Origin of the sequence: Bergeyella anatis (genome assembly GCF_036016955.1) — a bacterium.
In the GTDB taxonomy this organism is placed as follows: domain Bacteria; phylum Bacteroidota; class Bacteroidia; order Flavobacteriales; family Weeksellaceae; genus JAYWXI01.
On record NZ_JAYWXI010000011.1, the window covers coordinates 67,878 to 92,994 of the forward strand.

The 25,117-nt window shown below is 43.1% G+C and carries 19 protein-coding genes; 12 read left to right on the top strand and 7 right to left on the bottom strand.

The annotated features are described in order from the left end of the window. Positions 1–55: 55 nt before the first annotated feature. The gene (locus VQ048_RS09090; protein ID WP_327611381.1) at positions 56–3,292 is read right to left on the bottom strand and encodes a DUF8818 domain-containing protein; all 3,237 of its coding nucleotides are present in this window, start codon (positions 3,290–3,292) and stop codon (positions 56–58) included. 145 nt (positions 3,293–3,437) lie between these two features. Between VQ048_RS09090 and VQ048_RS09095 the strand changes: the two genes are divergently transcribed. Beyond that, a complete protein-coding gene (locus VQ048_RS09095; protein ID WP_327611382.1) occupies positions 3,438–4,193 on the top strand; it encodes a T9SS type A sorting domain-containing protein in 756 nt (251 codons plus the stop codon). Between the two features lie 141 nt (positions 4,194–4,334). Next, entirely contained in the window at positions 4,335–4,907 is a 573-nt protein-coding gene (locus VQ048_RS09100; RefSeq protein ID WP_327611383.1) for a YceI family protein, read from the top strand. Positions 4,908–4,960: 53 nt separating this feature from the next. On the opposite strand, the gene VQ048_RS09105 is transcribed toward VQ048_RS09100, so the two are convergent. Beyond that, positions 4,961–5,818, bottom strand: a complete 858-nt coding sequence (locus tag VQ048_RS09105) for a DUF4846 domain-containing protein (RefSeq protein WP_327611384.1) — start codon at positions 5,816–5,818, stop codon at positions 4,961–4,963. Positions 5,819–5,916: 98 nt separating this feature from the next. Here VQ048_RS09105 and VQ048_RS09110 point away from each other — a divergent pair, with 98 nt between their 5' ends. Further along, entirely contained in the window at positions 5,917–8,724 is a 2,808-nt protein-coding gene (locus tag VQ048_RS09110) for a gluzincin family metallopeptidase (protein ID WP_327611385.1), read from the top strand. Positions 8,725–8,728: 4 nt separating this feature from the next. Here VQ048_RS09110 and VQ048_RS09115 read toward each other — a convergent pair whose 3' ends face one another. The 5 genes from VQ048_RS09115 to VQ048_RS09135 all read right to left on the bottom strand — a co-directional run bounded on the left by VQ048_RS09115 (position 8,729) and on the right by VQ048_RS09135 (position 13,130). Beyond that, entirely contained in the window at positions 8,729–9,637 is a 909-nt protein-coding gene (locus VQ048_RS09115) for a M23 family metallopeptidase (RefSeq protein WP_327611386.1), read from the bottom strand. Between the two features lie 191 nt (positions 9,638–9,828). Continuing rightward, the gene (locus tag VQ048_RS09120; RefSeq protein WP_327611387.1) at positions 9,829–10,776 is read right to left on the bottom strand and encodes a transporter family protein; all 948 of its coding nucleotides are present in this window, start codon (positions 10,774–10,776) and stop codon (positions 9,829–9,831) included. Continuing rightward, positions 10,773–11,849: a cytochrome-c peroxidase gene (locus VQ048_RS09125; protein WP_327611388.1), complete on the bottom strand. Its 1,077-nt coding sequence runs from the start codon at positions 11,847–11,849 to the stop codon at positions 10,773–10,775. Before VQ048_RS09125 ends, VQ048_RS09120 begins: the two co-directional genes overlap by 4 nt. After that, a complete protein-coding gene (locus VQ048_RS09130) occupies positions 11,842–12,666 on the bottom strand; it encodes an MbnP family protein (RefSeq protein WP_327611389.1) in 825 nt (274 codons plus the stop codon). Before VQ048_RS09130 ends, VQ048_RS09125 begins: the two co-directional genes overlap by 8 nt. A gap of 92 nt (positions 12,667–12,758) precedes the next feature. Continuing rightward, positions 12,759–13,130, bottom strand: coding sequence for a hypothetical protein (locus VQ048_RS09135; RefSeq protein ID WP_327611390.1), 372 nt, complete (start codon positions 13,128–13,130; stop codon positions 12,759–12,761). A gap of 171 nt (positions 13,131–13,301) precedes the next feature. Between VQ048_RS09135 and VQ048_RS09140 the strand changes: the two genes are divergently transcribed. From VQ048_RS09140 to VQ048_RS09180, 9 genes are all read left to right on the top strand, one after another. Continuing rightward, entirely contained in the window at positions 13,302–14,363 is a 1,062-nt protein-coding gene (locus VQ048_RS09140) for an NAD(P)H-dependent glycerol-3-phosphate dehydrogenase (protein ID WP_327611391.1), read from the top strand. A gap of 1,181 nt (positions 14,364–15,544) precedes the next feature. Then, positions 15,545–16,363, top strand: a complete 819-nt coding sequence (locus VQ048_RS09145) for a phage tail-like protein (RefSeq protein ID WP_327611392.1) — start codon at positions 15,545–15,547, stop codon at positions 16,361–16,363. Between the two features lie 33 nt (positions 16,364–16,396). Beyond that, on the top strand, positions 16,397–17,083 hold the full coding sequence (locus tag VQ048_RS09150) for a DUF5977 domain-containing protein (protein WP_327611393.1): 687 nt from the start codon (positions 16,397–16,399) through the stop codon (positions 17,081–17,083). Positions 17,084–17,232: 149 nt separating this feature from the next. Next, the gene (locus VQ048_RS09155; protein WP_079206415.1) at positions 17,233–17,622 is read left to right on the top strand and encodes an HU family DNA-binding protein; all 390 of its coding nucleotides are present in this window, start codon (positions 17,233–17,235) and stop codon (positions 17,620–17,622) included. Between the two features lie 372 nt (positions 17,623–17,994). Next, positions 17,995–19,215: a DNA cytosine methyltransferase gene (locus VQ048_RS09160; protein ID WP_327611394.1), complete on the top strand. Its 1,221-nt coding sequence runs from the start codon at positions 17,995–17,997 to the stop codon at positions 19,213–19,215. After that, positions 19,208–21,748, top strand: coding sequence for an ATP-binding protein (locus VQ048_RS09165; protein WP_327611395.1), 2,541 nt, complete (start codon positions 19,208–19,210; stop codon positions 21,746–21,748). Before VQ048_RS09160 ends, VQ048_RS09165 begins: the two co-directional genes overlap by 8 nt. Next, positions 21,745–22,653 carry a hypothetical protein gene (locus tag VQ048_RS09170; RefSeq protein WP_327611396.1) on the top strand — a complete coding sequence of 303 codons (909 nt, stop codon included), beginning with the start codon at positions 21,745–21,747 and terminating at the stop codon, positions 22,651–22,653. Before VQ048_RS09165 ends, VQ048_RS09170 begins: the two co-directional genes overlap by 4 nt. Before the next feature lie 270 nt (positions 22,654–22,923). Next, positions 22,924–24,057, top strand: a complete 1,134-nt coding sequence (locus VQ048_RS09175) for an NAD-dependent epimerase/dehydratase family protein (protein WP_327611397.1) — start codon at positions 22,924–22,926, stop codon at positions 24,055–24,057. 11 nt (positions 24,058–24,068) lie between these two features. After that, entirely contained in the window at positions 24,069–25,103 is a 1,035-nt protein-coding gene (locus VQ048_RS09180) for a WaaS/CpsH family glycosyltransferase (RefSeq protein WP_327611398.1), read from the top strand. The last annotated feature ends 14 nt before the right edge of the window (positions 25,104–25,117 follow it).

Genomic DNA, 25,117 nt, shown 5'->3' on the forward strand with positions numbered 1-25,117 from the left:
ATTAAGGTTAATGTCCCAAATGACCAATTTCCGAGGGAAATCTACCGGTGGGGGATTAGAAGGAGGCTTTAATCTGCATGGAGCCTGTATGGATGGTTGTTTCGCCGGAGTTACGCCCTTCGTAATTGAGATTGAGAAGGATGAAGCGGGTGAGCTTTTGCTGGAAGAAAAGACTCCAGACCTGATTTTTTCCGGTGCGCAGACCGTCCAGCATTTGATTACCGACGATTGAGAAACTCTGCCCTGTGAACACGTTGTTGATTAAGGCAATTTGAGCTCTCACAGAGGTTTTGGGGTGTTCCCATTGGAGTGTTCCGGTAATTTCGGTGGCGTTGAGGTGTTCCGTGCCGTCTTTTCGGACTTTGCTCTTCAGGGCGGAGGAGAGTTCGGCCTGCCACACCGAGGAGAGTTTGTAAGTGGCTTTGGGTTTGGTTTCGTACAAATGCAGAAGATAGTTTTTAGAGAGAAACATCTCGGAGGAATTTTGCCATTGCGCCAGGGTGTTTTCCCAGTCGATTCGGAAATGACGATGGAGGCGATACCCTAAATTGGCTTGGTGGGATTGCCTTTGGGTGCTTTCGAGGCTGAAATTGGCGTTGAGGACGTTTTCCGTGGCGCTGTAGCGGTAACCGGCGTTCCACCCCGACTTATCGGTGGCATTGAACTGAACGGCCGCCAAAAGGTTTTGATTTTTTAGAATCGGGGTGTTTTGTCTTTCGAACGGGTTTAGTACGAGGGCTTTTTCCCCTTTTAGGAAGGCGTTTTGGGAAAGCAGGGAGAGACTAAGGTTCCAGCGTTTCAGGAAGGCATTGTCGGATTGAAATAGGGCGGAGGGCAAAAGAAAGACCGAAAGTTGAAATTTATTTTTGTTGGAAGGAAGGTAACGGACGGTATTGGTGTAGATGCGGATGTATTGGGCGCGGTCGGCATATTCGGCAATTTCGAATTCGTCCAATTGCTGGATGCCGTCGCCGTTATAATCGGTCCATTTGTAGACTCCTTGTCCGTCGGTAACGCGGAGGTATTGAAATTCTCTTTGGGCTTCTTGCCCATTTCCCAATTCGTAGAAAGCTTGAAGTCGGAGGCCGTTGCGGAAAAGCTGCTGGTGGTACAGGAGATTTCCAACGATAAAATTCGGATTGCTCGTGTATTCGGAGGGGAAAGTTTGGTTTAACTTTCGGTAGTGGATTTGGGCACTGAGTTGGGCTTTTTCTGTTTTTATAATTTGACTTTCGGTGACTAGGCCCAGGATGCGGTTGACTTTCTGAAGCCGATTGTCTCTTAGGGAGTCGTTGTCCCGCAGATAGATTTTGGCCATGAGTTTGGTTCGGCTGGAGTCGCCTATTCTTTTTTGGATGAAGGCTTCTTTCCAGCTGAAGCTGGTGGGGGTATAGGTGGCGTTGGGGTGGAGCAAGCGGAGGTTGTGTTCGGCGGCGGCCCCCACTTCCCATTGGCCTTTGGGTCTCAGCCATTCTGCAGAGACTTTTCCTCGGGCAAAGGTGGTGTTTTCCACGGAGCCTTTGGTGTTTAGGAGGGAAAGTTGGGCTTTGGTGTGCAGGCTGTTTTTTTTGCGGTCGAATTGAATGTCTTGTTTTAGGCCTTGGTAGTTTTGTTCTTCATTAAGGTGGTTTAGGCGATAATCCAAAAGGGTTCCGTTTTCCCAACGGTTGGGCAGGGAGAGGGTTAGGCGGTTTTGGTTTCTTTGGCTGAATTCTTGTGAAAGGTTGAAATCTCGGGCGAATTCGACGTCGTTGATGCGATCCAAAACGTGAAATTTGTGGCTGAGGTGTTGGAATTCCAACGATGGGACGATGCTCCATTGTTTTCTTTTGAAGGCTTTTTGGCCGTAAATCCGGGTGGCAAATCCTTGATTTTGACGATTGTCTAAGGAAGAGAAGCGGTTGAGATCGTGATTGCTGAATGAAAAATCGGCACCGATTTTACCATTGTTTAAATCGTATTCTATGGAGGTGGAGAGGACTTGGGTTTTTTGTGGAGCGGGTAATTTTCTAAGGGCGGCGTAATCGCCGTTTCCAGTGCCTACGTAGCGGAATACTCTTCCGTTGTTGGTGGACTGGGCCAACCGGTAATCGCCGTTTCCGGCACCCATGTGCGTGAAGGTGACTTGGTAGAGCGCTTCATTTTCGTCCGTTGAAAATTCGTAATGGTTGCCGCTTGGCGAAACGATGAGGCGGTAGAGGATTTTGTCGGGATCGTATTTGGTCGCTACTCCGGAGGGAGCCCACATTAAAGCGGGATTATTGCCTGCTGAGGCGAGAATTTTTTCGTCGTCTTTACTTAGGCTCAGAGCCAGCGGGGCGTTTTTGTTGTCACTTTCCATGAACCAGCGGAGGTTGGCGCGTAAGCGGGAGCGTTCGTGTTTTATCCCACCGGTAACAAGAAAGCGCGAGTAATTTCGGTTGGTGTAATTGTAGGAAACGGTGATGAAATTCTGGCTGTAAATAGGGCGAAAACTGGTGAATGTAACTTCTCCCGTGTTGTAATTGATGGTATAGTCGGCGTTTTCGCCGCGTTTCATTAGGATTCCGTCAATAAAGACTTGTTCGGATCCGGAGATGAGGGTAATGAAGGCTTCTCCGTTTTTTCCTAAGAGGCGGTAAGGGCCTTGGTTGCCTTCGATGCCTTGGAAGCGGATGCGGTGGAATTCGCTGCGAGCGACTCCCAAGTGGCTTTCGAGGGTGGTTTGGTTTTCATTGCCCCATCGGGTTTGGAATTCGAGTCCCATGCTGCGTCTTTGAAATTTGGCGAAGTAAGTTTGTTGGTCACTGAGGTCGATGTGCCCTGCTCTGAGGAGGTGGTTTTCTTTGATGTTGAGTTGGATGTAAATTTTGTCGAACTCCTCTAAGGTTTGGGTGTAACCGTCGGCTTGGATGGGAAGATTATGATCGGAAATGGAGGCTAATAGACGGACGTCTTGGGAAATTCTTCCGGCTATTTGGAGGTCCATGGTGCTTTGGACGGAGGAGCCTTGATGGCTTCCGAAGGTAATGCCTCTGGTGATGGCTCCTTTGGAATGAAGTTGGCCTAAAAACGGCTGGCGTTCGGGTTTTAGTAAAAGTTTGTCTTCGATGAGGTTTTGTTTTCGCCGAGTGATGAAGTCCAGCGTGTCTTTGGTGAACCAATCTTTATCGAATTTGGCTCGGAGCAAACGCTCTCGTGAGAGGCTGTCTTTAGACAGGTTCGGATTGCTCCAAGAGAAAACTTGGGCGTTGCCGAGAACAATCCCCAATAGGATGGTTGTTAGAATAATTCCTCTTTTGATGAAACGCATGAGAATTAAAGCCGTAAAAATAACGAAAATATGATCTTTTTCAGTATTTGCAGAAACTTAACACTCATTTAACATAAAAAACTCTTTAGTTTGTTATCTTTGTTGTGTTCAAGACTATTGATGCTTAAATTTAAAACAGAAAGTTATGAAAAAATTTTATTCTTTGCTTGCCGTTGTGGCAATGAGTGTGGCGGTAAATGCCCAAGGAACTGAAACTTTTGAAACCCAAAGTGCACTTACGACAGCTTATGCTAACGGTAGCTTTGAGGGGGAAACAGCAGGCGTTACGGTAGCTTATGTTCATAGTAGGGATCAGGGGGATTCGCCGATTTCAGGAAAAGGCATCATGTTGAGAAGATCGGATGAGCCGAGTTCGGTGGAATTTACTATTCCCAACGGAGTAGGTGACTTTACGTTTGAATACCGAAAAGCGTTCACCGGAGGAAATGAGCGGAAACTGGCGGTGTTGGTAGACGGTGAAGAGGTAAAACAAACGCCGGCTTTCGGCGCGGGGAGCGGTGCGGCATCCGATGTGTATAAAGAGACGGTTACCATTAACAAAGTGGGAGAGGTTAAGGTGAAAATTACTTATCCTCAGGGAACAGCTACAGGAAACAGACAGGTAACAATTGATAATGTGTCTTGGACGGCGCCATCGTTGTCGGTATTGGATGTGGTGAAAGAACGCAGAAGCTTGGTTAAAAACACCCAAGTTGGGGCAGAGCTTGTTTTTGCGGCTACGGCGGACGTTAAAATCGTTGGTATGAACGGCCAGGTGGTAAGAGCTTTCTCTGTTAAGGCGGATCAGGTGGTTAATGTTTCCGATCTTGCTAAAGGGGTTTATTTGGTTACCGGTGTTGTGGACGGTGAGGCGGTAAGCCAAAAAATCATCAAGAAATAAGAAATAATTGTTTATTTGCTTGGAAAAGGGCGGTCTCTAATCAGGGGCGGCTCTTTTTCTTTTTTTCTTATCATAGATCAATGCAGGGTTTGGAAAGACGGGGTAGTTTTGCCGACAGAACAATTAAAATTTATTGAAGTTATGAAAAAATTAATGGCTTTTTTGGCGGTGGTATGGTTTTCCGTGAGTTTGTCGGCTCAGAAAAACTTGGTTAGCGATGCGGTACATTCCCGCATTCAGTTTTCGGTGATACACCTTACCGTTAACGATATTATTGGGGGTTTTGACGAAGCAAAGCTGTCCATTTATGGTAATGAAACCGATTTTCTTAAATCTCAGATTAATTTCGAGGCCGAAGTCGGCTCGGTCAACACGCATGTGGAGGCTCGGGATAAGCATTTGAAGAGTGCTGATTTTTTTGATGCGGCTACTTACCCTAAGATGGTGTTTAGCAGCACTTCGATTAAGAGGTTGAAAAAGAATTATTACGAAGTAAAAGGAAATCTTTTGCTTCACGGGGTAACCAAGCCGGTTACGGTAACGTTGGTTTACAGAGGCTCTACGGTTAATCCGATGAGTAAAAAGACCACTTACGGGTATGAGGTATTGGGAACGATTAAGCGTTCGGACTTCGGCATTGGAGCTAAGTTTCCGGAAGCGGTTATCAGCGATCAGGTTCGGATAAAAGGAAATTTTGAACTGATAGAATCGTAAGCCGGTCGATCGTTTTTTTTATTAGGCCTTCTCTTTTTAAAAGGGGAGGTTTTTTATTTTTCGTTTCGGAAGCGTTTGATTTGGGCGGGGACGAACAGGAATTTTGGCGTGATGAGTTGCCGCATTTGGGGCTCCAGTTCGTACCAGGGAGAGAGTTGGGGGCGGATGGGGTTTTTAAGGATATGGATGTCTTGGGCGGGCATGTAGCTTTCGGCGAGGAGAAAGACTCTTTTTCCTTTGGGGTTGATGGCGCTGCCTACAATAAATACGGAATGCCCGGGGCTTCCGGGTTTTACGATGAGATCGCCTACGCGTATGGTTTGTTTTTCCGTGAGCGGGGCGGCTTCCCGATCCAGGGAAATGGTTCCGGCGTATTGAAACACCAAATCCAGATATTTTCGGAAATTGGCGTAGGATTCGTCGGGTTTTGCGCTGCGGTGAAATTTTACCCGTTCGCCGTCTTCGGTGGTTCTTATGCCTTGGCTGTATTCGTTCCAAGAAAGTTTTTGGCCGCTGGTGAACTCAAAGGCGATTTCGTTTTTTCGGTTTTGTTTCCAAAGGTATTCTCCGTAGAGTCTTATCCAGGCGTCTGCACATTGTTGGAGGTCTTTTTCGCCGACGTCGATGTCCAAAATGGCGGCATGGTGGTACTGCTTGGGCAGTGGCAGGTTGGTGTAATCTCTTAGGGGGAGCCCTTCGGGCTTTAGAGGGAAATTGGAAAGGTAATGGCCGAACGATTCGGTGGGGTAATGTTCCCATCGAAACCCTTTTGGGGGAGACAATCTTGTGCGGACGGTGGCTTTGGACGCGTCAATGAGTAAGGGCCTGACACTTTCGGAGATTTGGGCGTGGGCGGCAAAACTCCAAACGGCGGCAAAGGCGACGGCGAATTTTAAAATAAACGGCGGCAAGGATTTTAATTTGACCAAATTTAACAAAGAAAAAACAAACGGGAAAGGAAAGGTTTCGTATTCTGAAACTTAACGCTATCTTTGGGTGTTTATTGCTTATGGGAAAACTTTGGTTTTGGGTTTTGTTTTGGTTTTGCGGGGTGCTTTTTCGGGCGCAGGGAGATTCTATTGAAGTCCGGGCGATTTTGTCGCAGGATTTGCGGACTTTGGACGTTCATCAGACGATACGTTATAAGAATAAGACGGCTACGGTTCAGAAAGAAGTGGTTTTGCTCAACTGGATTTCGGCGTATCGTTCCCGGGGGACGGCTTTGGCGGTTCGGAAACTGGAGGACCGCAAGAAAGATCTTTATTTTGCTTCTGAGGACAAACTTGGAGAGCTCGCCCAGCTTACGGTTAACGGAAATGCCGTTGCAACGGGGTTGGATCGGGAGCAGGTGTCTGTTGCTTTGGAAAAACCTTTGCAGAGTGGAGAAACTTGCGAACTGGTATTGGACTACCGTCTGCGTCTTCCGGACTCTCGTTTCACGGGGTATGGGGTGTCGGAAGATGGGGTTTCGCTCAAGTATTTTTTTCTGGTTCCTCCTACGTTTTCCGAAGGTGAAGATAGGGTGGTGCAGTATTACGACATTGAGGAAACCCAGTCGGGTGGAAATCACTGGGGGATTAAACTGGACGTTCCTGAAGGGTGGTTTACGGAAAGTAATTTGGAGAAGAGGGACGGTTTTTTCTCGGGCGTTTTGGCGACGGATCCTGAACTTTGGGTTACGCGCAAAGCGCCGTTTCGTTTGAAAGTGGAGAAAGACGGGCGTTCGACGGAGCTTGTGTTGATGCACGAGGTGGATTGGGCCGAGCGTCCTAATTTGGAATTTTATCTGCCGCTTCATCTGTCGTTTATACGGGAAAAGACGGGGTTGATGCCTTCCAAACTCTTGATTTCGGAGAAAATTTTGGCTAAAGATAAATTTTTCGGTATTCAGGATTTTAAATTTTGGAAATTTCGTTTTCAGTTGTTTTCGGATGTTCAAAAGACGGATCTGAATTACTTTGGGGTTTTGGCTAAAAGTGTCTTGGCTCAGGGCGGAATCCTTAATAAAAACAAAGATCATTGGTTTCTCAACGGGATGAAAACCTATTTGGAAATTTGTTATTTGAATCGTTTTTATCCCGAAGCCAAATTGCTGGGGCGTTTGCCGGAGGAGCTTAGTGTGCTGGGGGTTCGTCCGCTTAATTATTTTACCATTGCCCGTATGCCGCTTACCGAGCGTTATGGTTTGGCTTATCAGTATATCATGACGCAGAATTTGGATCAGCGTATTGGGAAGCCTTTTGTGGAGCTGAGCAACTTTAATGACATGGCGATCAGCAAATTTGAAACGGGGAGTTTGTTTCATTTTATTGCGGATAAGATGGGACAGAAGGCGTTTGAGCAAGTGTTGAGGTCTTATTTGGAGGAAGGGCAAGGGAAGCCCTTGGAGGCTCGGGATTTTCTTCGGCGTTTGTCTTTGGCTTCTTCCGGGGCGTCGGCGTTTTTGGAGCCGTACTTTGATCGGTCGGTCAGGCTTAATTTGAAACTCAAAAAAGTCGAAAAAATCCCTGAAGGGTATTTGGTTCGTATTGCTCAAAATGAGGGGTTCTCGCTTCCGATAAAAATCACGACGGAGGAAGACGGAGGCCGGAAGACGTCTTTTTGGGAAACGACCGAGGCAGCGAAAAAAGAAAAGGATTTTTTGATTCCTTCCGATGCGGTTCGCAAAATACAATTGAACGATGGCTATGTGTTTCCGGAATCCAATTATAGGGACAATTACCTCTATACCAAAGGGGTTTTTGCCAATGCGAAGAAAATACGCTTTAAGTTTTTCAAAGATATTCCCGATCCGGAGTATAACGAAATTTACCTTAATCCTCGGGCGAGTTTTAATGCGTACGACGGGGTACTTTTGGGGATGAATATTCAAAATCGGGCGTTGTTGGACCGTCCTTTTAGTTATAGTTTTACGCCTTATTACAGTACGGGAATACGCAAGGTAACGGGATCGGGGGCGGTGGCTTATACGTTGCGTCCGGTGGATTCTTTTTTCAGGAGTTTTCAGGCGGGGATTTCGGGGGCGTATTTTCATTACGATTACGGGTTGGCTTACCGCAGGGCTACGGTGTTTTCGAGCCTTAGTTTGCTGAAGCGGATGCGTAGCGACGTGAATGAGGCGTTTCGTTTTTCCTATAATTTTTACGAAAAAGATTTAACGGCGGAAATGCGGGCGGCAAACGAATACGGGCGTTACGGGCTTTGGAATTTGGGGTATGGTTATGCGGATAACCGGCTGATACACGAGCAGTATTACGGCGGAAATTTTCAGTTTATGAAGGATTTTCAGAAGCTTTCGGGCGAGGCTTTTTACCGTTGGGAATATGCGGAGAACAAGAAAATGGCTTTCAGGGTGTTTGCGGGATGGTTTTTGGACAACCGCACGCGGAATCGGTGGTTTGATTTTGGGTTATCTCGTGTTTCCAATTATGCTTTTGCCTATAACCTTTTGGGGCAGAGTGCTACGAGTGGAGTATTGTCCCAGCAGTTTGTTTTGGCGGAAGGCGGGTTTAAATCCGATTTTCGCGATACGGTTAATCATTGGTTGGTTAGCACCAATGCGGATGTTCACGTTTGGAAAATGTTTAATTTTTATGCGGATGCCGGGGTCTATCGAAATAAAGGTGAAAACCCCCGTTTTTTGTGGGATAGTGGGATAAAGGTTAAGGTTATTCCTGATTTTTTGGAAGTTTTTTTGCCTTTGCAATCTTCTTTGGGGTTCGAGCCTGGTTTTTCCGATTATGCGGGGCGTATTCGTTACACGTTGGTATTTAATTTTGGGGCGTTGACCAACTATTTTCGGAGAGGTTGGTTTTAATGGATTAGAGGGAGAGGAAGAGTTTGGGATTTATGGGGGTTTGGTTTTTGTGGACTTCGTAGTGGAGATGCGGGCCGGTGGAACGGCCGGAGTTGCCGGATTTTGCAATGATTTGGTTAACGTTTACTTGGTCATTGGTTTGGACCAAGATTTCCGAGAGATGGCCGTAGAGGGTGGCCAGTCCGTTGCCGTGGGCGATGATGACGCATTTTCCGTAGCCTCCTTTCAGACCGGCGAAAATGACGGTTCCCATGGCGGTGCTTCGTACGTCGGAGCCATGGGGAACGGCGAAATCGATGCCTTTATGGAACTGGGCGGGTTCTGCTTCTTCTTTTGAAGGGGCGGTTTTTTTTTCGGTTAAAAGGTTGGTTTGGGTTTGAGGGGCTTGATCCAGACTGTCTTTTTTTGCCGATGGTTTGGACGGAGTTCGAGCGAGATTTCGGGACGAGGCGGAGGCCATTGCTAATGTGGGTTTGCTTGGGATGGGATTTTTTCTCAGGCCGAAGGCTGACGAAATATAGCCTGAAGTGGGCAGTCCTAAAGGGATTTGCTTTAGTTTTTCTTGAAGATAGACTAAGTATTGGCTGTAACGGTTGCTGGTTTTAGCCAAGTAGACCGAATTGGCCAAGTGGTTTTGGTCGAGGGCTTCGATTTTTTCGTTTGGGATATTTTTGGTTTTCAGAAATTGGTTGAGTTGTTTTATGGTGTGGTCGATTTGGGTCAAGTCGTTTTTCATTTTCAGATAATCGACGCTGTCTTTTTCGGTGTTGATTTGCACCAGATGAACCTCGTAGTTTCGGTGATCTTTCTCGGAGTAGAGTTTGCCGATGACCAGCGCTTGGGCAAAGACCAAAAGGAGGAGTATTAGGTATAACGAGGGTTTCTTTTTGAGGTTGAAAAATGTTTTTTTCATTGTGTTGAATTAGAGGGCTTGTCAAAAAAAAATTTGAGGCTGCAAATGTAAAATAATTTAGACAATGCCCTAATAACGTCTTGGTGGGTTTTTCATTTTGCACCAAGGCGTTAAAATTTTCCCAAAGTTTTCTTAAAAGAAGATATTGAGGGTTTTCTTTCGGAATCCTTTGGGAAATTTTGTTTTGGGTCTTAGAGCCCAAAATTAACGAAAAGGCTGAATCTGGATCGGGCTTCAATGTCTCCGCTGGCCAGGTTGCTGTAGACGGGCAGCATGAGTTCGCTTCCTAAACTGAATTTTTTGTAAGAGGCTTCAAATCCGATTTTGCCGTAGAGGGCGCTTCCGGCGGTTCTTGGGAGGGCTTCGTCAAACTGTCGGTTTGAATCGAAAACTTCGCCTTGCAGGCCTGATTTTCCTGAGAATACGGCAGCGGTATTTTGCCAAAAGCGGTAGTAACCGGTGGCAGAATAGTTCCATTGGTTGCCGAATTTATAGTGTTTTTGGTTTTTGGTTTTGATGGCGTAGTCGGTATTTAGGAGGAGGGCGAAGGCTTCTTTTTGAAACTTATAATTTAGGGCGAACAGGTAATCCCAACTTCCGGTTCCCAATTGGAAACTGGGATTCACGCCGCTTGCTCCTTTTTCGTCGAATGTTCCGGTGGGGATTTTAAGGCCGAGGCCGCCGTGAAGTTGATGGGTGGCGTTTGGGGTACTCCTAATTTCATAGATGCCCATTAGGCTGGCGTCGCCAAGTCCTTGGATGGAATGGGAACCTTGGGAAGAGGTTTTTTCATGAAATTGGAAAGGAATACTGCCGTAGAGGCTCACTTTGGGGGTTACGGGGATTTTGCCCCATAGTTGGAGGGTGTTGAAGTATTGGTTTTGGGTCAGGTCTTTCAAGAAGAGGTTTTCTTTGGCCTTGTAGTGTTGGGCGAAATACTTTATTCCTACGAATTGAGGGTTTAACAGCGATTCGAAGCCACTGGAACCGTTTCCTGCGGCACAACCGCAAGCGTCGCATTCCAATAGGGGGAGGCGGTATTGCGGGGTATCCTGATACGCGGTGCAGAGGCTGTCGGCGTTTTTACCGAAAGCCGAAAATGAAAAAACAGAAAAGAGTGTGATTAAAAAAAGTTTCATTGTTCAGCAAATTTAGGGTTAGTGATGAAGGAGGGATCGCTTAGGGTTTTTAGGAAAGCGATCAGGTATTGTTTGTCTTGACTGCTCATGGGGATGCCGGGTCGCCCGTTGGTTTGGAGCAGTGGGTCGAGGTTGGAGTGGTTTTCCACGCCATCGGAGTAAAAGTTTAGTACGGCTTCCAACGAATAGAACCTTCCGTCGTGCATATAAGGTGCGGTGTATTCGATGTTTCGTAGGCTGGGAACCCGAAATTTCATGTGGTCATTGGCGTCCAGCGTTACGCGATAGCGGCCTCTGTCGTCCAGCTGGGGGTTGTGGTACAATCCTGTGTTTCTGAAGCTTTCGTCGGTAAAGAGTTCTCCGGAGTGGCAGCTTGCGCATTTGTTTTGAAAGAGGGCGTAGCCTTGGGTTTCCTCGGAAGAAAACGTGGCGGTACCTTTTTTCACCTGGTCGTATTTGGATTCGGCAGAAACCATGGTTACCATAAATTGGGACAAGGCTTTTAGGATTCTCTCTCCCGTGATGTTTTCGTCACCGAAAGCGGCTTTGAACAAGGGTTTGTACTGGGGGTCGGCATTCAGTTTCCGCACGACTTCGGGGATGGAACTATCCATCTCGAAACTTGTGGTGATGGGCACCAGCGAACGTTCGTCTAAATTGTGGCTTACGCCATCCCAGGTGTAGTTTTTCAGGAAAGCCATGTTTTGGATGGGGGGCGTATTGCGTAGCCCCAACCGATCGTCTATGCCGTGGCTGATGGCGTGCCCGTGATGGGTGAATGCGTATTCCTGAATGTGGCAAAATCCGCAGGAAATGGTATTGTTTCTGGAGAGCTTGCCTTCGTAGAAGAGTTTTTTTCCGAGGGCGACGCCGTTCACGGTAACGGGATTGCCATTGAGGTCAAAGACGATTTCGGGAAAATGCGCGGGTTTTTCCAAGTCGTAGGGGCGGTCTGGAGGGATTGGAACCCCTTCAAACTCGTTACGGCACGATACCAAAAGCAAACCGAGGAGTAGAAACCCAAAGAGAGTCAAACGGCTCTCTTTGGATTTGGGAATGAATATTTTAGTCATTGTGAACATGATCTACGATAAACATTTGGGAAAGGTTATCGGTTACGCGTACCAAATGGGGGCTGCTTCCCATGGCGGAGGCGTTGGTTTCGTCCAGGGTCAGGGGTATAGCGCCGCTCAGGAAGTGATTGAAATCTGCCAAGATATGGATGGACGGAGTAACGCTTTGGGAGACCCTTGCGGTAGTGGGCAGCTCCAAAGTGATTTCGCGGTAGAGATCTGGGGTTCCTTTGGCGGCGGGGTTTCCCATATTGCCGGCGTGGTTTCTGAACTCGGTTTCGGCGGTGGAGGAGCCGTATTGCCCTTCGATTTTGGTGAAAATATAGCCGGCAGCCCAAGACCATGCCATGCCTGCGGTTTTGGCTTTATCCCAAAATTCGCCTTGGCCGTCCAGGCCGAGCAGATAGGCTTGGGGGCTGATGCCCAGTCCGAATTTAATTTTTTTGTAACGTCCCTTGGGAATAGCACTCAGGTTGAGGTAAGAGACGCCGGCAATGGCTTGGGCTTGATCGATGATGAATGCGCCTCGATCGGGGTCGTTGTAATGGTATTTTACTTCGTTTCCGTTTTCGTCGATCAGGGTAATATTACTAACGATGTATTTCAGAGTGCTGAATTTGTGCTTTTGCCCGTTGGTAGAGGTTTGGGTGGTTTGGTTCAGGACGATGTTTCCCAAATGGAGAAACCCGTTTTCAAATTTTATCTGAAGATTTCCCGGGGTGTTGTTTTCGATTTCGTTATCGCTGTTTCTGCAAGAAGTGAAGGCGAATAAAATTAAGGCAATAAAAAAGAGGGATGAAAATGAGTATGTTTTCATTTTAAGAGAATTAAAATTTAAAAATAGGTTTAAAACAGAAGTGTTCCGAAGGACATTATCCTCGGAAAAATTTTTAAAAAACGGCTTTTGGTTTACCGAATGGGCGGCTTGAAAATAGAGCCGTTAAACGAATAGTTGTAATTGGTTTTAAACCCCAAAAAGACCTCTTTGACGAAAGACGGCGGAGCGGCTAACGAAAGCGTGGTGATGGCAGAGGGGATAAAAGCCTCTATGGATTTTGGGGTTTGATTTTTGGTTTTGGAGAAAGGCGTTTGGTCGTCTTGTGCGGCTTTGGCGATTTCTTTGGAAAGGTAGCATTTTCCTTTACATTTCAGTTCGGGTTTGTCTTTATTGATGCACAGAACGGTGGTAATGTAGTCGAAATTCAGGACATACTCCGCTACCGGTGCCAAGGGTTTTAGCAACAGATGCAAGGTAAGGAATATGGCGAAGTAAGATTTCATGATCCTTTTCCGGGGCAAAATTAAGACATTTTGAGAATATGGAAAGAAAAATTGAAACGGATATGAACGTATTTAAAAGAGGGCAAAAGCATCCGATAAAAAATAAAAATAGGCAGATCCTTGATATTATCAGTATATTTGCGAGGTATCGTTTATTAGACAATTAACGTTATGGCAAAGAAAAAATTAGTAGAGACGGCTTCGGCCGAGACGAAAAGTAAGAAAAAGACCAGAAAATCGGGGCAGCCTTGCCGTGTGGGTGTGGTTGGTAGCGGAAGTTTTGCTACGGCGATTGTCAAAATGCTTTTGGAAAACTGTAAATTGGTGCATTGGTGCGTTCGCAACGAGTATGTTAAGGGAGCTATTGAGCAACGGGGGCATAATCCGACTTATTTAACCTCGGTGAGTTTTAATCTCAGACATCTGAAGCTGACGACGGATATTAACGAATTGGTTTCCTCTTGTGATGTGGTGGTTTTGGCTACGCCTTCGATTTATTTGGAGGAAACATTGGCGGGGATGACGACGGAGGTTTCGGGGAAGATTTTTGTTTCGGCGATTAAGGGGATTGTTCCTAAGGCGAACGATGTGGTGGCGCATTATTTACGGGACGAGTTTAAGATAGGTTTTCGTCATCAGGCGGTTATTGCGGGGCCTTGCCATGCGGAGGAAGTGGGGATGGAGCGTTTGTCCTACCTTACGATTGCTACGGTGGAGGAGTCGGTTTCCGAGATGCTTCGGGAGCTGTTTGCTTCGGATTTTATTAAGGTGAATGCCAGTACGGATATTTTGGGCAACGAATACAGCGCGATTTTGAAGAACGTTTATGCGATTGGAGCGGGTATTGCCAGTGGTTTGGGGTATGGGGATAATTTTACGGCGGTTTTGGTTTCCAATGCGATTCGGGAGATGGAGTTTTTTTTGGGGGCGGTTTATCAGACGCCTAGGGACGTTAACGAGAGTGCTTATTTGGGGGACTTGTTGGTAACGGCTTATTCTTTATTTTCCCGTAACCGGAGTTTGGGTAATCTTATTGGAAAGGGGTATACGGTAAAATCGGCCATTCAATCCATGAACATGGTGGCGGAGGGGTATTATGCGGCGGGATCGATCTACAGAACGGCGCGGGAGAAAGGCATTAAAACGCCGATTATCGACGCGATTTACGCTATTCTTTACGAAGAAAAAAATGCGGAGAAACAGTTTAGGAAGCTCACGGCAAAACTTACTTGACAGATGGGAAATCGCTTTGATTTATCAGATTTTTTTCTCGCTTTCGGAATTTTTTTTTATTGTGTTAATTCTAATGAAATCCTTTGTTTTTTGCGGTTTTTTCTATTTTGTGGTGAAGAAAATGAAATAAATCAGGTTAAAACTATTGTGCATATCCTAATAGTTTTCTACATTTGGGGCGTTATGCTTTGGGTTTGCGCAAATAGTAAAAAAAACGAAAAAAAACGGCCGGAAAATTTGGTGGTTTCGGATAATTGTGTAAACACACACACACACACACACACACACACACACACACACACACAAACTATTCCCTAAATTCTTATAGGGGCGCGCAGGTAGGCGTAGCTTATAAAAAATTTTCGGAAAAACCAACCCTGCTTTCTTTTTTTGCGGTTTTGGTTTTGGGCGTCGTTTCAGGCAATTTCATTCCCCGAAACGCCGCTTTTTTCGTTTCGATATTTGCAGTGGCTTTGGCCGTGATTCTTTTTGCTTTTTCGGAAAGGCTATTCCTAACAATACCCCCAAAGCTAAAAGCCCATTTTTGTTTTCATAAGTTAAAGTTTAAGTGTATCGGGGCTTTTAGCCGCCGGAAGGCCCTCCCATGGCTTTCCGGCTTTCTTTCAAAACCATTCGACCCTCATAATAAAACAGAGCAGACGGTCATTAACAAGATTTTATCCTTTGGCTTTCCATCCAAAATAAAGGTGGCGCCACAGGTTAAAGCGTTTTTTTTCGACCCGTTAAAAACGGAGGCGTTAAGAACGTCGGAAGCACCGCCGTTAAGAAATTCCTTTTGTTTGAGCTGGCTTAGGGCGAGGAGAGGAGCGAGTTTTAGGAATTTTAGGCGGGGGTTTCGAGCTTTAGCCGAGTTTTCAGGGTCTTGAACGTTTGGTTCTTTGGTTTCAAGACAAAAGAACGAAAAAACCTTCGATGTCGGTCGAAAAACAGATAAAAGAATTAAAAAAGTGCGGAAGCACAGCACAGATGGTCATTATTTTTTGCATCGAGAGTACGGGCATGGGATGGTCCTCTTCGTAACCAACCAACACCTAACACCATTCCGGCCCGTTTCCGATGCTTTTAACCCTTAACCCTTAAAATTTAACGACTTGACAATTTCACAACTTAACAACTAACAACTTAACGACTAACAATTAACCATTAAAAATCGATTTGTGATGAAAAAGACGACATCTTTTGCTGTTTTTGCCCTTTTGGGCTTCGGCGCTTTGGCCTTCGGGCAGAGCGATCAGTACAATGGGCGGATGGGCATTAACACCACCCAGCCCGATGCCACTTTGGAAGTGCGGGCTACTCCGGATAATCCGGATTATATGGACGGTTTCATTGCCCCCCGACTGGAGGGCGACAAACTTCATGGCAAGACCTATACTTTGGCTCAAAGAGGGGCCATCGTGTATGTAACGAAGGCGGAGGCTTCTCCGTCGGGACAAACAGCTAATGTGACCGAAGAGGGGTACTATTATTTTGACGGCTCCTCGTGGCAAAAACTTTCCCGAAAGGCTTATACCGATTCCGAAACCGTGAAAGTAAGCGGCACTTCCTTTCAACGGACGGCTTTAACGGGCGACGTTACCGCCAATTTGAACAGCAACGAAACGAAAGTAACGAAAATACAAGGTTTTGCGGTTTCGTCCTCTGCTCCCGAAAAAGGGCAGCTCTTGGTATGGAATGGTACGGCATGGACGCCTACGGGTGGTTTGCGTAGAGCTTCAGGAGGAACGGTTACCCTTACGGATACGGATAATGGCGGCTATGTATACGTAAATAACACCTCGGCTACCAACGTCAATATCCCGAGCACTTTGCCCGTTGGTTTCAGTTGTGTGATTGTCCAAGCTAATACGGGGCAGGTAACCGTTTCAACAAATTCCGCTTCCGCAAGGGGAAAGAAGACAAGAGCTCGCTACTCTGCCATTGGCATCATTAAGGATACGCCAACTTCGGTAACCGTTACGGGGGACGCTGTTAACTAAAAGGGATTTTTTAATACAGTAAAAAAGAGAAGAATGAGATTAAAGGGATTTAATTTATGCGGCTTATTGTTAGTATTGCTTCCTCTTGTAGCAAAAGCTCAAGTGGTATTGCAAGCACTGGAAGGCGGTGTAACCTACACTTCCACACAAACCAGAAGCTATAGCCGTAGCTTTACCCGTAATAATTGCAGTAGTGGCTATTATGGGACGTCGGTAACCTATACCCGTTCGGCCACCGCTACTGCTACCAGTACCGTAAGCCAAGCCGATGCCGACCAGAGAGCTGCCAACCAAGCCTATGCAGAGGCCCAAAGTCTTGTAAATAATAACGGACAGGCTTATGCGAATGCCAACGGGAGCTGCCAATCCTCAGGCGGCGGCGGTGGTGGAGGCGGTGGTGGAGGCGGCGGCGGGTCATTTATCGGTGTTTACGTGACCATACGGTGGACCGGAAATGTACGCGTTCCCAGCGGAACCCTCTATGGTCCTATAGATAGGCGTTTTCGATGGCGTATCGCAACAAGAGATACCTCAACATCGGGGCTGTGCTATTGGTTGAAGCACGCGATTGAAGATAATTGGTACCTTCATCCACTTGGAACAAGGGCGGGAACGGAATTTAAAAGTATTAAATGTTACGTAGAGGATGCTCCTTATGGTTGGAATCAAAATGCCCCGTATGGGTCGCCTTTATCCGACTGGGTAAGGGTAAGGCCGTAACCTTGCCTTTTGCCGCTGCTGCATTAGGGAATAAGGGAGGGGCTCCTTTGCCCGTGAGTTGAAAACCATGGTAAAACAGAAGTCCACCCACCACCTTTTAAGGCAACGGTAGCTAAAATAACAAGAACTTTAACAAAAAAAATAAAATTATGCCTATTAAATATACCGTGGTTCAGAAAGCGAACCCCAGAACACCCGGAGAAAAAAAATGGTATGCCAATACTAAGGCCGACGGTGAAATCAGTTTTAAAAATTTAAGCAAAGAACTTTCGGAAATGTCTACCACTGTAAGCGATACAGATGCTTTGGCGGTATTAAATGACCTTACCAAACTGCTCTCCCGCCACCTTTCGGAGGGGAGGATTGTTCGTTTGGGAGAGTTTGGCTCGTTTCAAGTCTCTTTATCTTCTAATGGCGAGGAGGAGGAAGCCAAGGTAACGGCGGCTTCCGTTAAGAATGCCAAAATACAGTTTCGCCCCGGTGAAGACCTTAAAGCAATGCTAAAAACCGCTAAGTTTGAGAAATATACCAAGAAATAAGTAGCGGGTATCGTTCGGTATTACACCACTGTAAATTTTTTGTTTACAGTGGTGTTTTCTTTATCTCAAAAACCTCTTGAGGAAATCCCAAAACCTCAGGAGGTTTTTATAAAAAGCACAAAAGGTTTTTTATAAAAGGTCGGGCGAAAAGACCGATCTTGCTTTTGCACGGGCAGAGGGCTAATCATGGTTAGGACGTTATCAGGTAAAAGTGTATCCAACTTGTAAGTCCGACGGGGTTAAGCGCTTTATTGTAGGTATTCCTTCTTGAAATACCGCATGATAAATGAGAGCTGAAATAATAAATTTGCATTTAAGAATTAAGATTAATTATACTTTTTTAAGTAAATTTGAGGATTGTTTAGTGTAGAAATGGATAGTTTAAAATATATAGATTTATTTTCAGGCTGCGGAGGACTTTCATTGGGGTTACATAATTCCATGTGGAAAGGTCTATTTGCTATCGAAAAAAATCCTGATGCTTTTAAAACTTTAGAATTTAATTTAATAGATAAAAAAAAACACTTTGAATGGCCAGCTTGGTTGCCACAATCATCACATGATATTAATGATGTGCTTAAAAGACATAAATTCGAATTAAAGAAGCTTAGAGGTACAATTAATTTAGTTGCAGGAGGTCCTCCATGTCAAGGGTTTTCAATGGCAGGTAGAAGAAACGAAGCCGATGAGAGAAATTCACTTATTAAATCTTACATAGAATTTGTTGATTTAGTTCAACCTGACTTAATATTCTTTGAGAATGTAAAAGGCTTTACTATGGAATTCAAAAAAAATAAGGAAAAAGGGATTGCTTACTCTGAAATTGTACTCAAAAGTTTGAATGATTTAGGATATTATGTTCATGGAAAATTGGTTAATTTTTCTGAATATGGAGTTCCGCAAAAAAGAACTAGATTTATTTTAATTGGAGTAAAAAAAACATTAAATAATGCAACTCAAGAAACTGCAGATTCTTTCTTTCAAAATTTAGAAAATAATAAGTATTCCTTTATAGAATCAAATAATCTCAATTTGACAAATACAGTTGAAGATGCAATATCAGATTTATTTCAATCGAATGGATTAGTGGATTCACCTGATTCACCTGGTTTTAAATCTTCAGTTTACGGAAAACCTAATTCAAAATATCAAAGGTATATTCGAAAAAATATTCGTACAGAGATCCCAGATAGTCATCGTTATCCTAAACACCAAGATTCTACTATAGCTAAATTTAAAGCTATTTTAGAACTAACTGAAAATAGGAGAAATTTAGATATATCAACTGAAATACGTGAACGTTATAATATAAAAAAACATACAATAATCCCTTTATCAGGAAATGCTTGTAGTCCAACTATTACAACTTTACCTGATGATTATATTCATTATAAGGAACCTAGAATTATGACAGTAAGGGAATATGCTCGTTTACAATCATTTCCTGATTGGTATAAATTTAAAGGAAAATATACAACTGGTGGAAAATTGAGAAAACAAGAAGTACCAAGGTATTCCCAAATAGGAAATGCAATACCGCCTTTATTTGCAGAGCAAGCAGGAATAATTTTAAGAAATTTATTGAATGGGTAAAAAATTAGACAGAGGCTTTTTAAGATTTGATGTAAAAACTGGAATGAAAAATATCATTGGTAGAGACTTGATTACCGATGATTTTATCGCTATATATGAACTTGTTAAAAACTCATATGATGCCTATGCAAATCGAGTTAAAATAACATTTAAAAAAGATACCATAATCATTGCTGATAATGGGAAGGGTATGTCAAAAACTGACTTATCCGAAAAATGGTTTTCAGTAGCCTATTCTGCTAAAAAAGATAATACTGAAGATGAGGATTTAAAGCGTGATTCACATTTTAACAACCTTAAATCGAGAAGATTTTATGCAGGCGCTAAAGGTGTAGGTAGATTCTCTTGCGATAGATTGGGAAGTAAATTGGAATTGATTACTTCAAAAATCTCATCAAATCAAACCTATAAAATTGAAGTTGATTGGAACAAATTTGAAATTGATGCAAAACAAAGTTTTGGGGCAATAGATATACCATTTGAAGAAACTGCAAATTCGAATATTTTTCCAAATTCATCTGCAAATGGTACAATATTAAAAATTGAAAATCTTAATTCTTCTTGGAGTAAGGATAAATTAATTAATCTTAGAAGGTCTTTAGAAAAATTGATTAATCCATTTGCAAAACAAAATGATTTTTCAATAGAAATTGATGCTAAAGAAATTCTAGGAGACTTTTTATATGAGGATAAAAATCTAATAATAAATGGAGTTATTGATAATACCATTTTAAAAGTTCTTGATTTAAAAACTACTCAAATTGATGTATTTCTTAGAGATGATTTAATCACTACTAAAATAATAGACCGAGGGATATTAATTTATCATATAGAGGAAAAAAATAAATACAAATCATTAATCGATAATTTAAACATCAATCTTTATTTCTTAAACCGAAGTGCTAAAATAAACTTTGGAAAGATAATGGATATTGAACCTGTTAAGTATGGCAATGTATTCTTATTTAAAAATGGTTTTAGAGTACAACCCTATGGAAATCCAGGCGATGACAGTTGGGAGTTGGATATTAGAAAACAGCAAGGATACAATCGTTTCTTAGGAACGAGGGATTTATTTGGTTCTGTAGAATTAATTACAGAAAATTTTATTGAATTTAAAGAAGTTTCAAGTCGAGATGGTGGTTTGGTAGAAACTATTGGAAAAAAAATATTATTTGAAATTTTTAAGGAAAAAGCATTTCTTAGACTTGAAAGATATGTTGCTGGTGTCTTATGGGGAGAGGCTTTTAAGAGGAAAAAATACTTTTTGAATGAAGAAATTGCCGATTTACAGAGAGAAGGATTGAAAAATGATAAAGATAAAGATACCTATGAAGATGCCTTGAATAACTTGGGGAGTAAAATTGATTTTGTTAATCTCATTAAAACCCTTAGTGATGATAAGAACATTAAAATCATTTCGTACAATAAAGATTTAGTCAATTTAGTTAATGAGAAACTTGATGTCGTTCAACCTAAGTTTATTTCAGAATTAGAAAAAATTGCGGAAAAAACAAACGATTTAGATTTATTAAATCAAGTTAAGTTAACTGAATATAATTTCAATAATATTCTAAAGGAAAAGGAAGAAGCAATACGTAGAGAGGAAGAAGAACGTAAAAAACGTATTGAGGCTGAAAAAAAACTCAGACAAGAAACTGAAAAAAGAGCAGAAGCAGAAAGAAAACAAAAAGAAGAGGAAGATAAAAGAAGAAAGGCTGAATTAGAGGCAAAGGCTGCTGAATTAAAGAGACGTGAAGAAGCAGTAAAACGTAAGGAAGCTGAGCAAAAGGCTAAAGAAGAAGAAGAAAATAGAAAAAAAGTAGAAAAAAAATCTGAAAATCAAAAAAGACAAATTGATAGATTTCGTTCCGCGGAGACTATAACCTATAAGGATTTAAGAGACTCCAATCACATTATTGGAGTTTATGCCGATGATATTTCTAAAAAAATTCAATTATTTAAACGAAAACTTGATAGGAAAAGTAATATGTCAAAAGAAGAAATTATTGATTTTCTACAAGGTATCAGCTTAGTAAATGAAAAAATTAATACCATTACAAAATTCACAACAAAATCAAATTTCTTAGAAGCCACTCTTTCTGCAAACGAAGATTTGGTTTCATACATTGAAAACTATGTTATAAATATTTATGGTTCTTTACATAAAGAGCTTAAATATGAGTTCATAACAAATGATGTGAAATTTAAGAAAAATTTTCAACCAATTGAATTATCAGTTATTTTAGACAATATTTTAAACAATTCAAAAAAGAAAAATGCATCAAAAGTAATTTTTGAATTTATCGAAAAAAATGAGAATTTAATTCTGTCAATAAGAGATATAGGTAAAGAACTTGATAAATCAATAGATCCTGAACTTATTTTTGAGGAAGGCATAACTTCAACTAAAGGTGCAGGTTTAGGACTTAATCATGTTAGAAGATTACTTAATCAAGATTTTAATGCAACAATTATCTACAATCCTGAATACAAAAATGGATTTGAATTAATAATAACTTTTTCTAAATGAAGCTAAATTACTATTTACTTTGGGTTGAAGATGATAATTCATGGTTTGATACAACATCTGAATTATTTAAAGAAACTATACTAGATTATGGTTTTAATCCTATTATTAAGAGAAAAATTAGTTTAGAAGAAGTAGAAGAAGAAATAAATAATACAGGATTAAAAAAATATGACATCTTACTAATTGACTTTAATTTAAAGAATTCAGAATCAGGAGATTCAATAATTGATTTTTTGAGAGACAAGGATATCTACACAGATATAGTCTTTTATTCGAGTGATAAAAGTCTAATCTTAGAATCAGTTGGAAAACATCAATTTGAAGGTGTTTATCATTCTGATAGAAAAGAGCTAGAAGATAAATTTGTAAAAGTTTTTAAAACTACAATCAAAAAAATTGAAGAAATCAATTCCATGAGAGGTCTTATTGTAGGAGAAACTTCTGAGCTTGATGCAATTATTGAGGAGCACTTATCATTATACATTCAATCTCCGTTTATAGACAACTTTGATTGTGATAATTTTTTGAATGTAGAAATTTTTGAAAACTTTAAGAAAAGATTACAGAAACTTGAAAAAGCTTATAAAGAAAATGGTATTAATGCTGTTTATTTGTCATTAGAAGCTATAAAAAAATGGAAATTACTTAGGGGAATATTAAAGTGCAATCAAGATTCCAAAAAATATATTCCAGAATTTCTTGAAATAAGTAAAAAATATAATGATGAAGTTATAGACATACGAAATAAGTTTGCTCATGCACAGGTTATTACTTTAGAAAGTGGCAAAGAAGTTTTAAAGTCACAGTATGGAGAACAACATTATGAGTTTGACGAAGTTAAATTTAAAGAAATAAGAGATAGTCTTTTAAAACATAGAGAAGCTTTAATAAAATTAAAAGAATAAATCAGGACTGCCTATAACATATGACGAAAAGTCGAAAAATACAGGGAATACCATAGGGTACAGAGGCACGGCACAGGTGTTTACTGTTTTTTTTGTCTCCGGTGTGGGGATTTTGAGGGAAAGGCTTTTGTTCCATGGAGGACTTTCGGGCGTTGGCGTTTTTTCAGGGGGGATAAAAATAAAGGGCGATTTATTATGAATATTGGGCGTGTTTTTTTAGTTTTACGGGGCGAAAAACAGAATACCCCTTAATAAATTACCGTAGGTCTTTTGAAAACAATACTTATTACAGGAGGAGCAGGATTTATAGGCAGTCGTTTGGCTTTGGCGTTGGAGGCTGAGGGGTATGGGGTTACGGTTTTGGATAACTTGTTGCCTCAGGTGCACGGCGAATGCCCAGAGGTTTCTTCGCCTTTGTACCGAAGCATTCGGGATCGGGTGCGCTTTATTCATGGCGATGTAACCCAGCAAGCCGATTGGCTGAAGGCTTTGGAGGGGCAGGAGGCGGTGGTGCATCTGGCGGCAGCGACGGGGACGGGGCAGTCCATGTATAAAATTTCGGCTTATAACGAGGTGAATGTCGGGGGAACCGCACATCTGTTGGATTGTTTGGTGAACGGCAGCCATCAGGTGAAAAAAATAATTGTGGCTTCGTCCAGAGCGGTGTACGGCGAGGGGAAATACCATCATCCCAAATTGGGGGTGGTTTATCCGCGTTCGAGAGTGGTGGAGGCGATGGGACGGGGCGAGTTTGAACTCTTCCACGAAGACGGGCAGCTTTTGCAGCCCATGGCCACGGACGAAGAGGCCGGGCTTCACCCTACGTCGGTGTATGGCATTACCAAGCTGGCGCAGGAGCAGATGGTGCATACGGTGGCGCAGGCTTTGGGGATAGCGTCCATTGCGTTTCGTTTTCAAAACGTTTACGGGGAAGGCCAGTCGCTGCTGAATCCTTACACGGGGATTCTTTCGGTTTTTTCCAACCAAATTCTCAGCGGTAAAAGCGTTAATGTGTTTGAAGACGGGAGGGAGTCCAGAGATTTCATCCATATTGACGATGCGGTAAGGGCCCTTAAGAAAGGGCTTGAAAATGGAACGTTGAAAAACGAAATACTCAATGTGGGAACCGGGGTTCCGGTAACGGTGCTTTCGGTGGCCGAACACTTGCGAGCCAACTATGGGAAATCGGTTGATATTCAGGTGTCGGGGCAGTTTCGTTTGGGGGATATCCGCCATAATTTTGCGGATATGACCAAGACGCGAAGGCTGTTGGACTTTGAGGCGCAAACCGATTTTTCGGAAGGGATGCAGAAGTTTACCGCATGGGTGCTTGGCCAGTCGATTGGCGAAAATCGGTTGGAGGCTTCGTTGGCAGAGATGGCTTCCCGAAAACTTTTTTTCTGAAAATAAATCTTATGAGTGACGATTTTAGGGGGCAACGACTATTGGTGGTGGCGGTTCGTTTTTTCGATTACGAGCAGGCAGTGGTTCGTCGCCTTCGCGAGCGGGGCGCCGAGGTGGATTTTTACGACGATCGTCCTTCCAATTCGGTGGTGGTAAAGGGGCTGATTCGCTTTGACAGACGGCTTCTTCACTGGCAAATCCGCCGTTATTACCGTAGGCTGTTGGCACGGGTAAAGACGAAAAACTACGATTATTTTCTCCTGATTAAAGGCGAGGCGGTGCCGCAATGGTTTTTGAAGGAAATCAGGACTCTTAATCCCGGGATGGTCTGCATTGGTTACACCTTCGATTCGGTTTCGGAACACGGCTACTTCAAAACAATCGGTAAAGCCATGGATCGGGTTTTTACCTTTGACCGTGCGGATGCTCTACGGGAAAACTGGGGCTTTCGGCCTTTGTTTTTTTTGGAAGATTACCGCAGGGCGGGCTCCGTTGTGGCAGAGCGAAAATGGGACGTCGTTATGGTTGGCACGGCGCATACCGACCGTTATCGGGTGGGGGAGGCCGTGAAATCGGCGGCGGAACGCTTGGCGCTTCGTTCGTTTTTTTATTATTATGCACCGGGGAAGTTTTATTTCAGGTTACGCCGTTGGTTCGACCGAAACCTTAGCGCATTCGATTTGAAAAAACTGAGTTTTCAAAAACTCGCTCACGGGCAGATTTTGGAACTTTACGCCCAAACTTGTGCGGTTTTGGATATTAACAAACCTTACCAAAACGGTTTAACGATGCGTACGTTTGAGGTTTTGGCGGCTTCCAGAAAACTCCTGACTTTTAACGCCGACGTGGTGAATTACCCTTTTTACAGCCCGCAAAACATCAAGGTGTTGGATCGGGAAAATCCCGTGCTCGACCGCTCGTTCTTTACCACGCCTTTTGAGCCTATACCCGAGGAAGCGTTGCATTACATGACGTTGGACGCTTGGCTGGACGCTCTTTTCTTTGAAGACCAACAAACGTATTGGGAACAAAAAAGACAGCCTTAGGCTGTCTTTTTTGG

Bases quoted from the DNA above. Each gene is read 5' to 3' on its own strand.
- VQ048_RS09090 (WP_327611381.1), bottom strand. From the start codon at position 3,292: ATGCGTTTCATCAAAAGAGGAATTATTCTAACAACCATCCTATTGGGG.
- VQ048_RS09095 (WP_327611382.1), top strand. From the start codon at position 3,438: ATGAAAAAATTTTATTCTTTGCTTGCCGTTGTGGCAATGAGTGTGGCG.
- VQ048_RS09100 (WP_327611383.1), top strand. From the start codon at position 4,335: ATGAAAAAATTAATGGCTTTTTTGGCGGTGGTATGGTTTTCCGTGAGT.
- VQ048_RS09110 (WP_327611385.1), top strand. From the start codon at position 5,917: ATGGGAAAACTTTGGTTTTGGGTTTTGTTTTGGTTTTGCGGGGTGCTT.
- VQ048_RS09115 (WP_327611386.1), bottom strand. From the start codon at position 9,637: ATGAAAAAAACATTTTTCAACCTCAAAAAGAAACCCTCGTTATACCTA.
- VQ048_RS09120 (WP_327611387.1), bottom strand. From the start codon at position 10,776: ATGAAACTTTTTTTAATCACACTCTTTTCTGTTTTTTCATTTTCGGCT.
- VQ048_RS09125 (WP_327611388.1), bottom strand. From the start codon at position 11,849: ATGACTAAAATATTCATTCCCAAATCCAAAGAGAGCCGTTTGACTCTC.
- VQ048_RS09130 (WP_327611389.1), bottom strand. From the start codon at position 12,666: ATGAAAACATACTCATTTTCATCCCTCTTTTTTATTGCCTTAATTTTA.
- VQ048_RS09135 (WP_327611390.1), bottom strand. From the start codon at position 13,130: ATGAAATCTTACTTCGCCATATTCCTTACCTTGCATCTGTTGCTAAAA.
- VQ048_RS09140 (WP_327611391.1), top strand. From the start codon at position 13,302: ATGGCAAAGAAAAAATTAGTAGAGACGGCTTCGGCCGAGACGAAAAGT.
- VQ048_RS09145 (WP_327611392.1), top strand. From the start codon at position 15,545: ATGAAAAAGACGACATCTTTTGCTGTTTTTGCCCTTTTGGGCTTCGGC.
- VQ048_RS09150 (WP_327611393.1), top strand. From the start codon at position 16,397: ATGAGATTAAAGGGATTTAATTTATGCGGCTTATTGTTAGTATTGCTT.
- VQ048_RS09155 (WP_079206415.1), top strand. From the start codon at position 17,233: ATGCCTATTAAATATACCGTGGTTCAGAAAGCGAACCCCAGAACACCC.
- VQ048_RS09160 (WP_327611394.1), top strand. From the start codon at position 17,995: ATGGATAGTTTAAAATATATAGATTTATTTTCAGGCTGCGGAGGACTT.
- VQ048_RS09165 (WP_327611395.1), top strand. From the start codon at position 19,208: ATGGGTAAAAAATTAGACAGAGGCTTTTTAAGATTTGATGTAAAAACT.
- VQ048_RS09170 (WP_327611396.1), top strand. From the start codon at position 21,745: ATGAAGCTAAATTACTATTTACTTTGGGTTGAAGATGATAATTCATGG.
- VQ048_RS09180 (WP_327611398.1), top strand. From the start codon at position 24,069: ATGAGTGACGATTTTAGGGGGCAACGACTATTGGTGGTGGCGGTTCGT.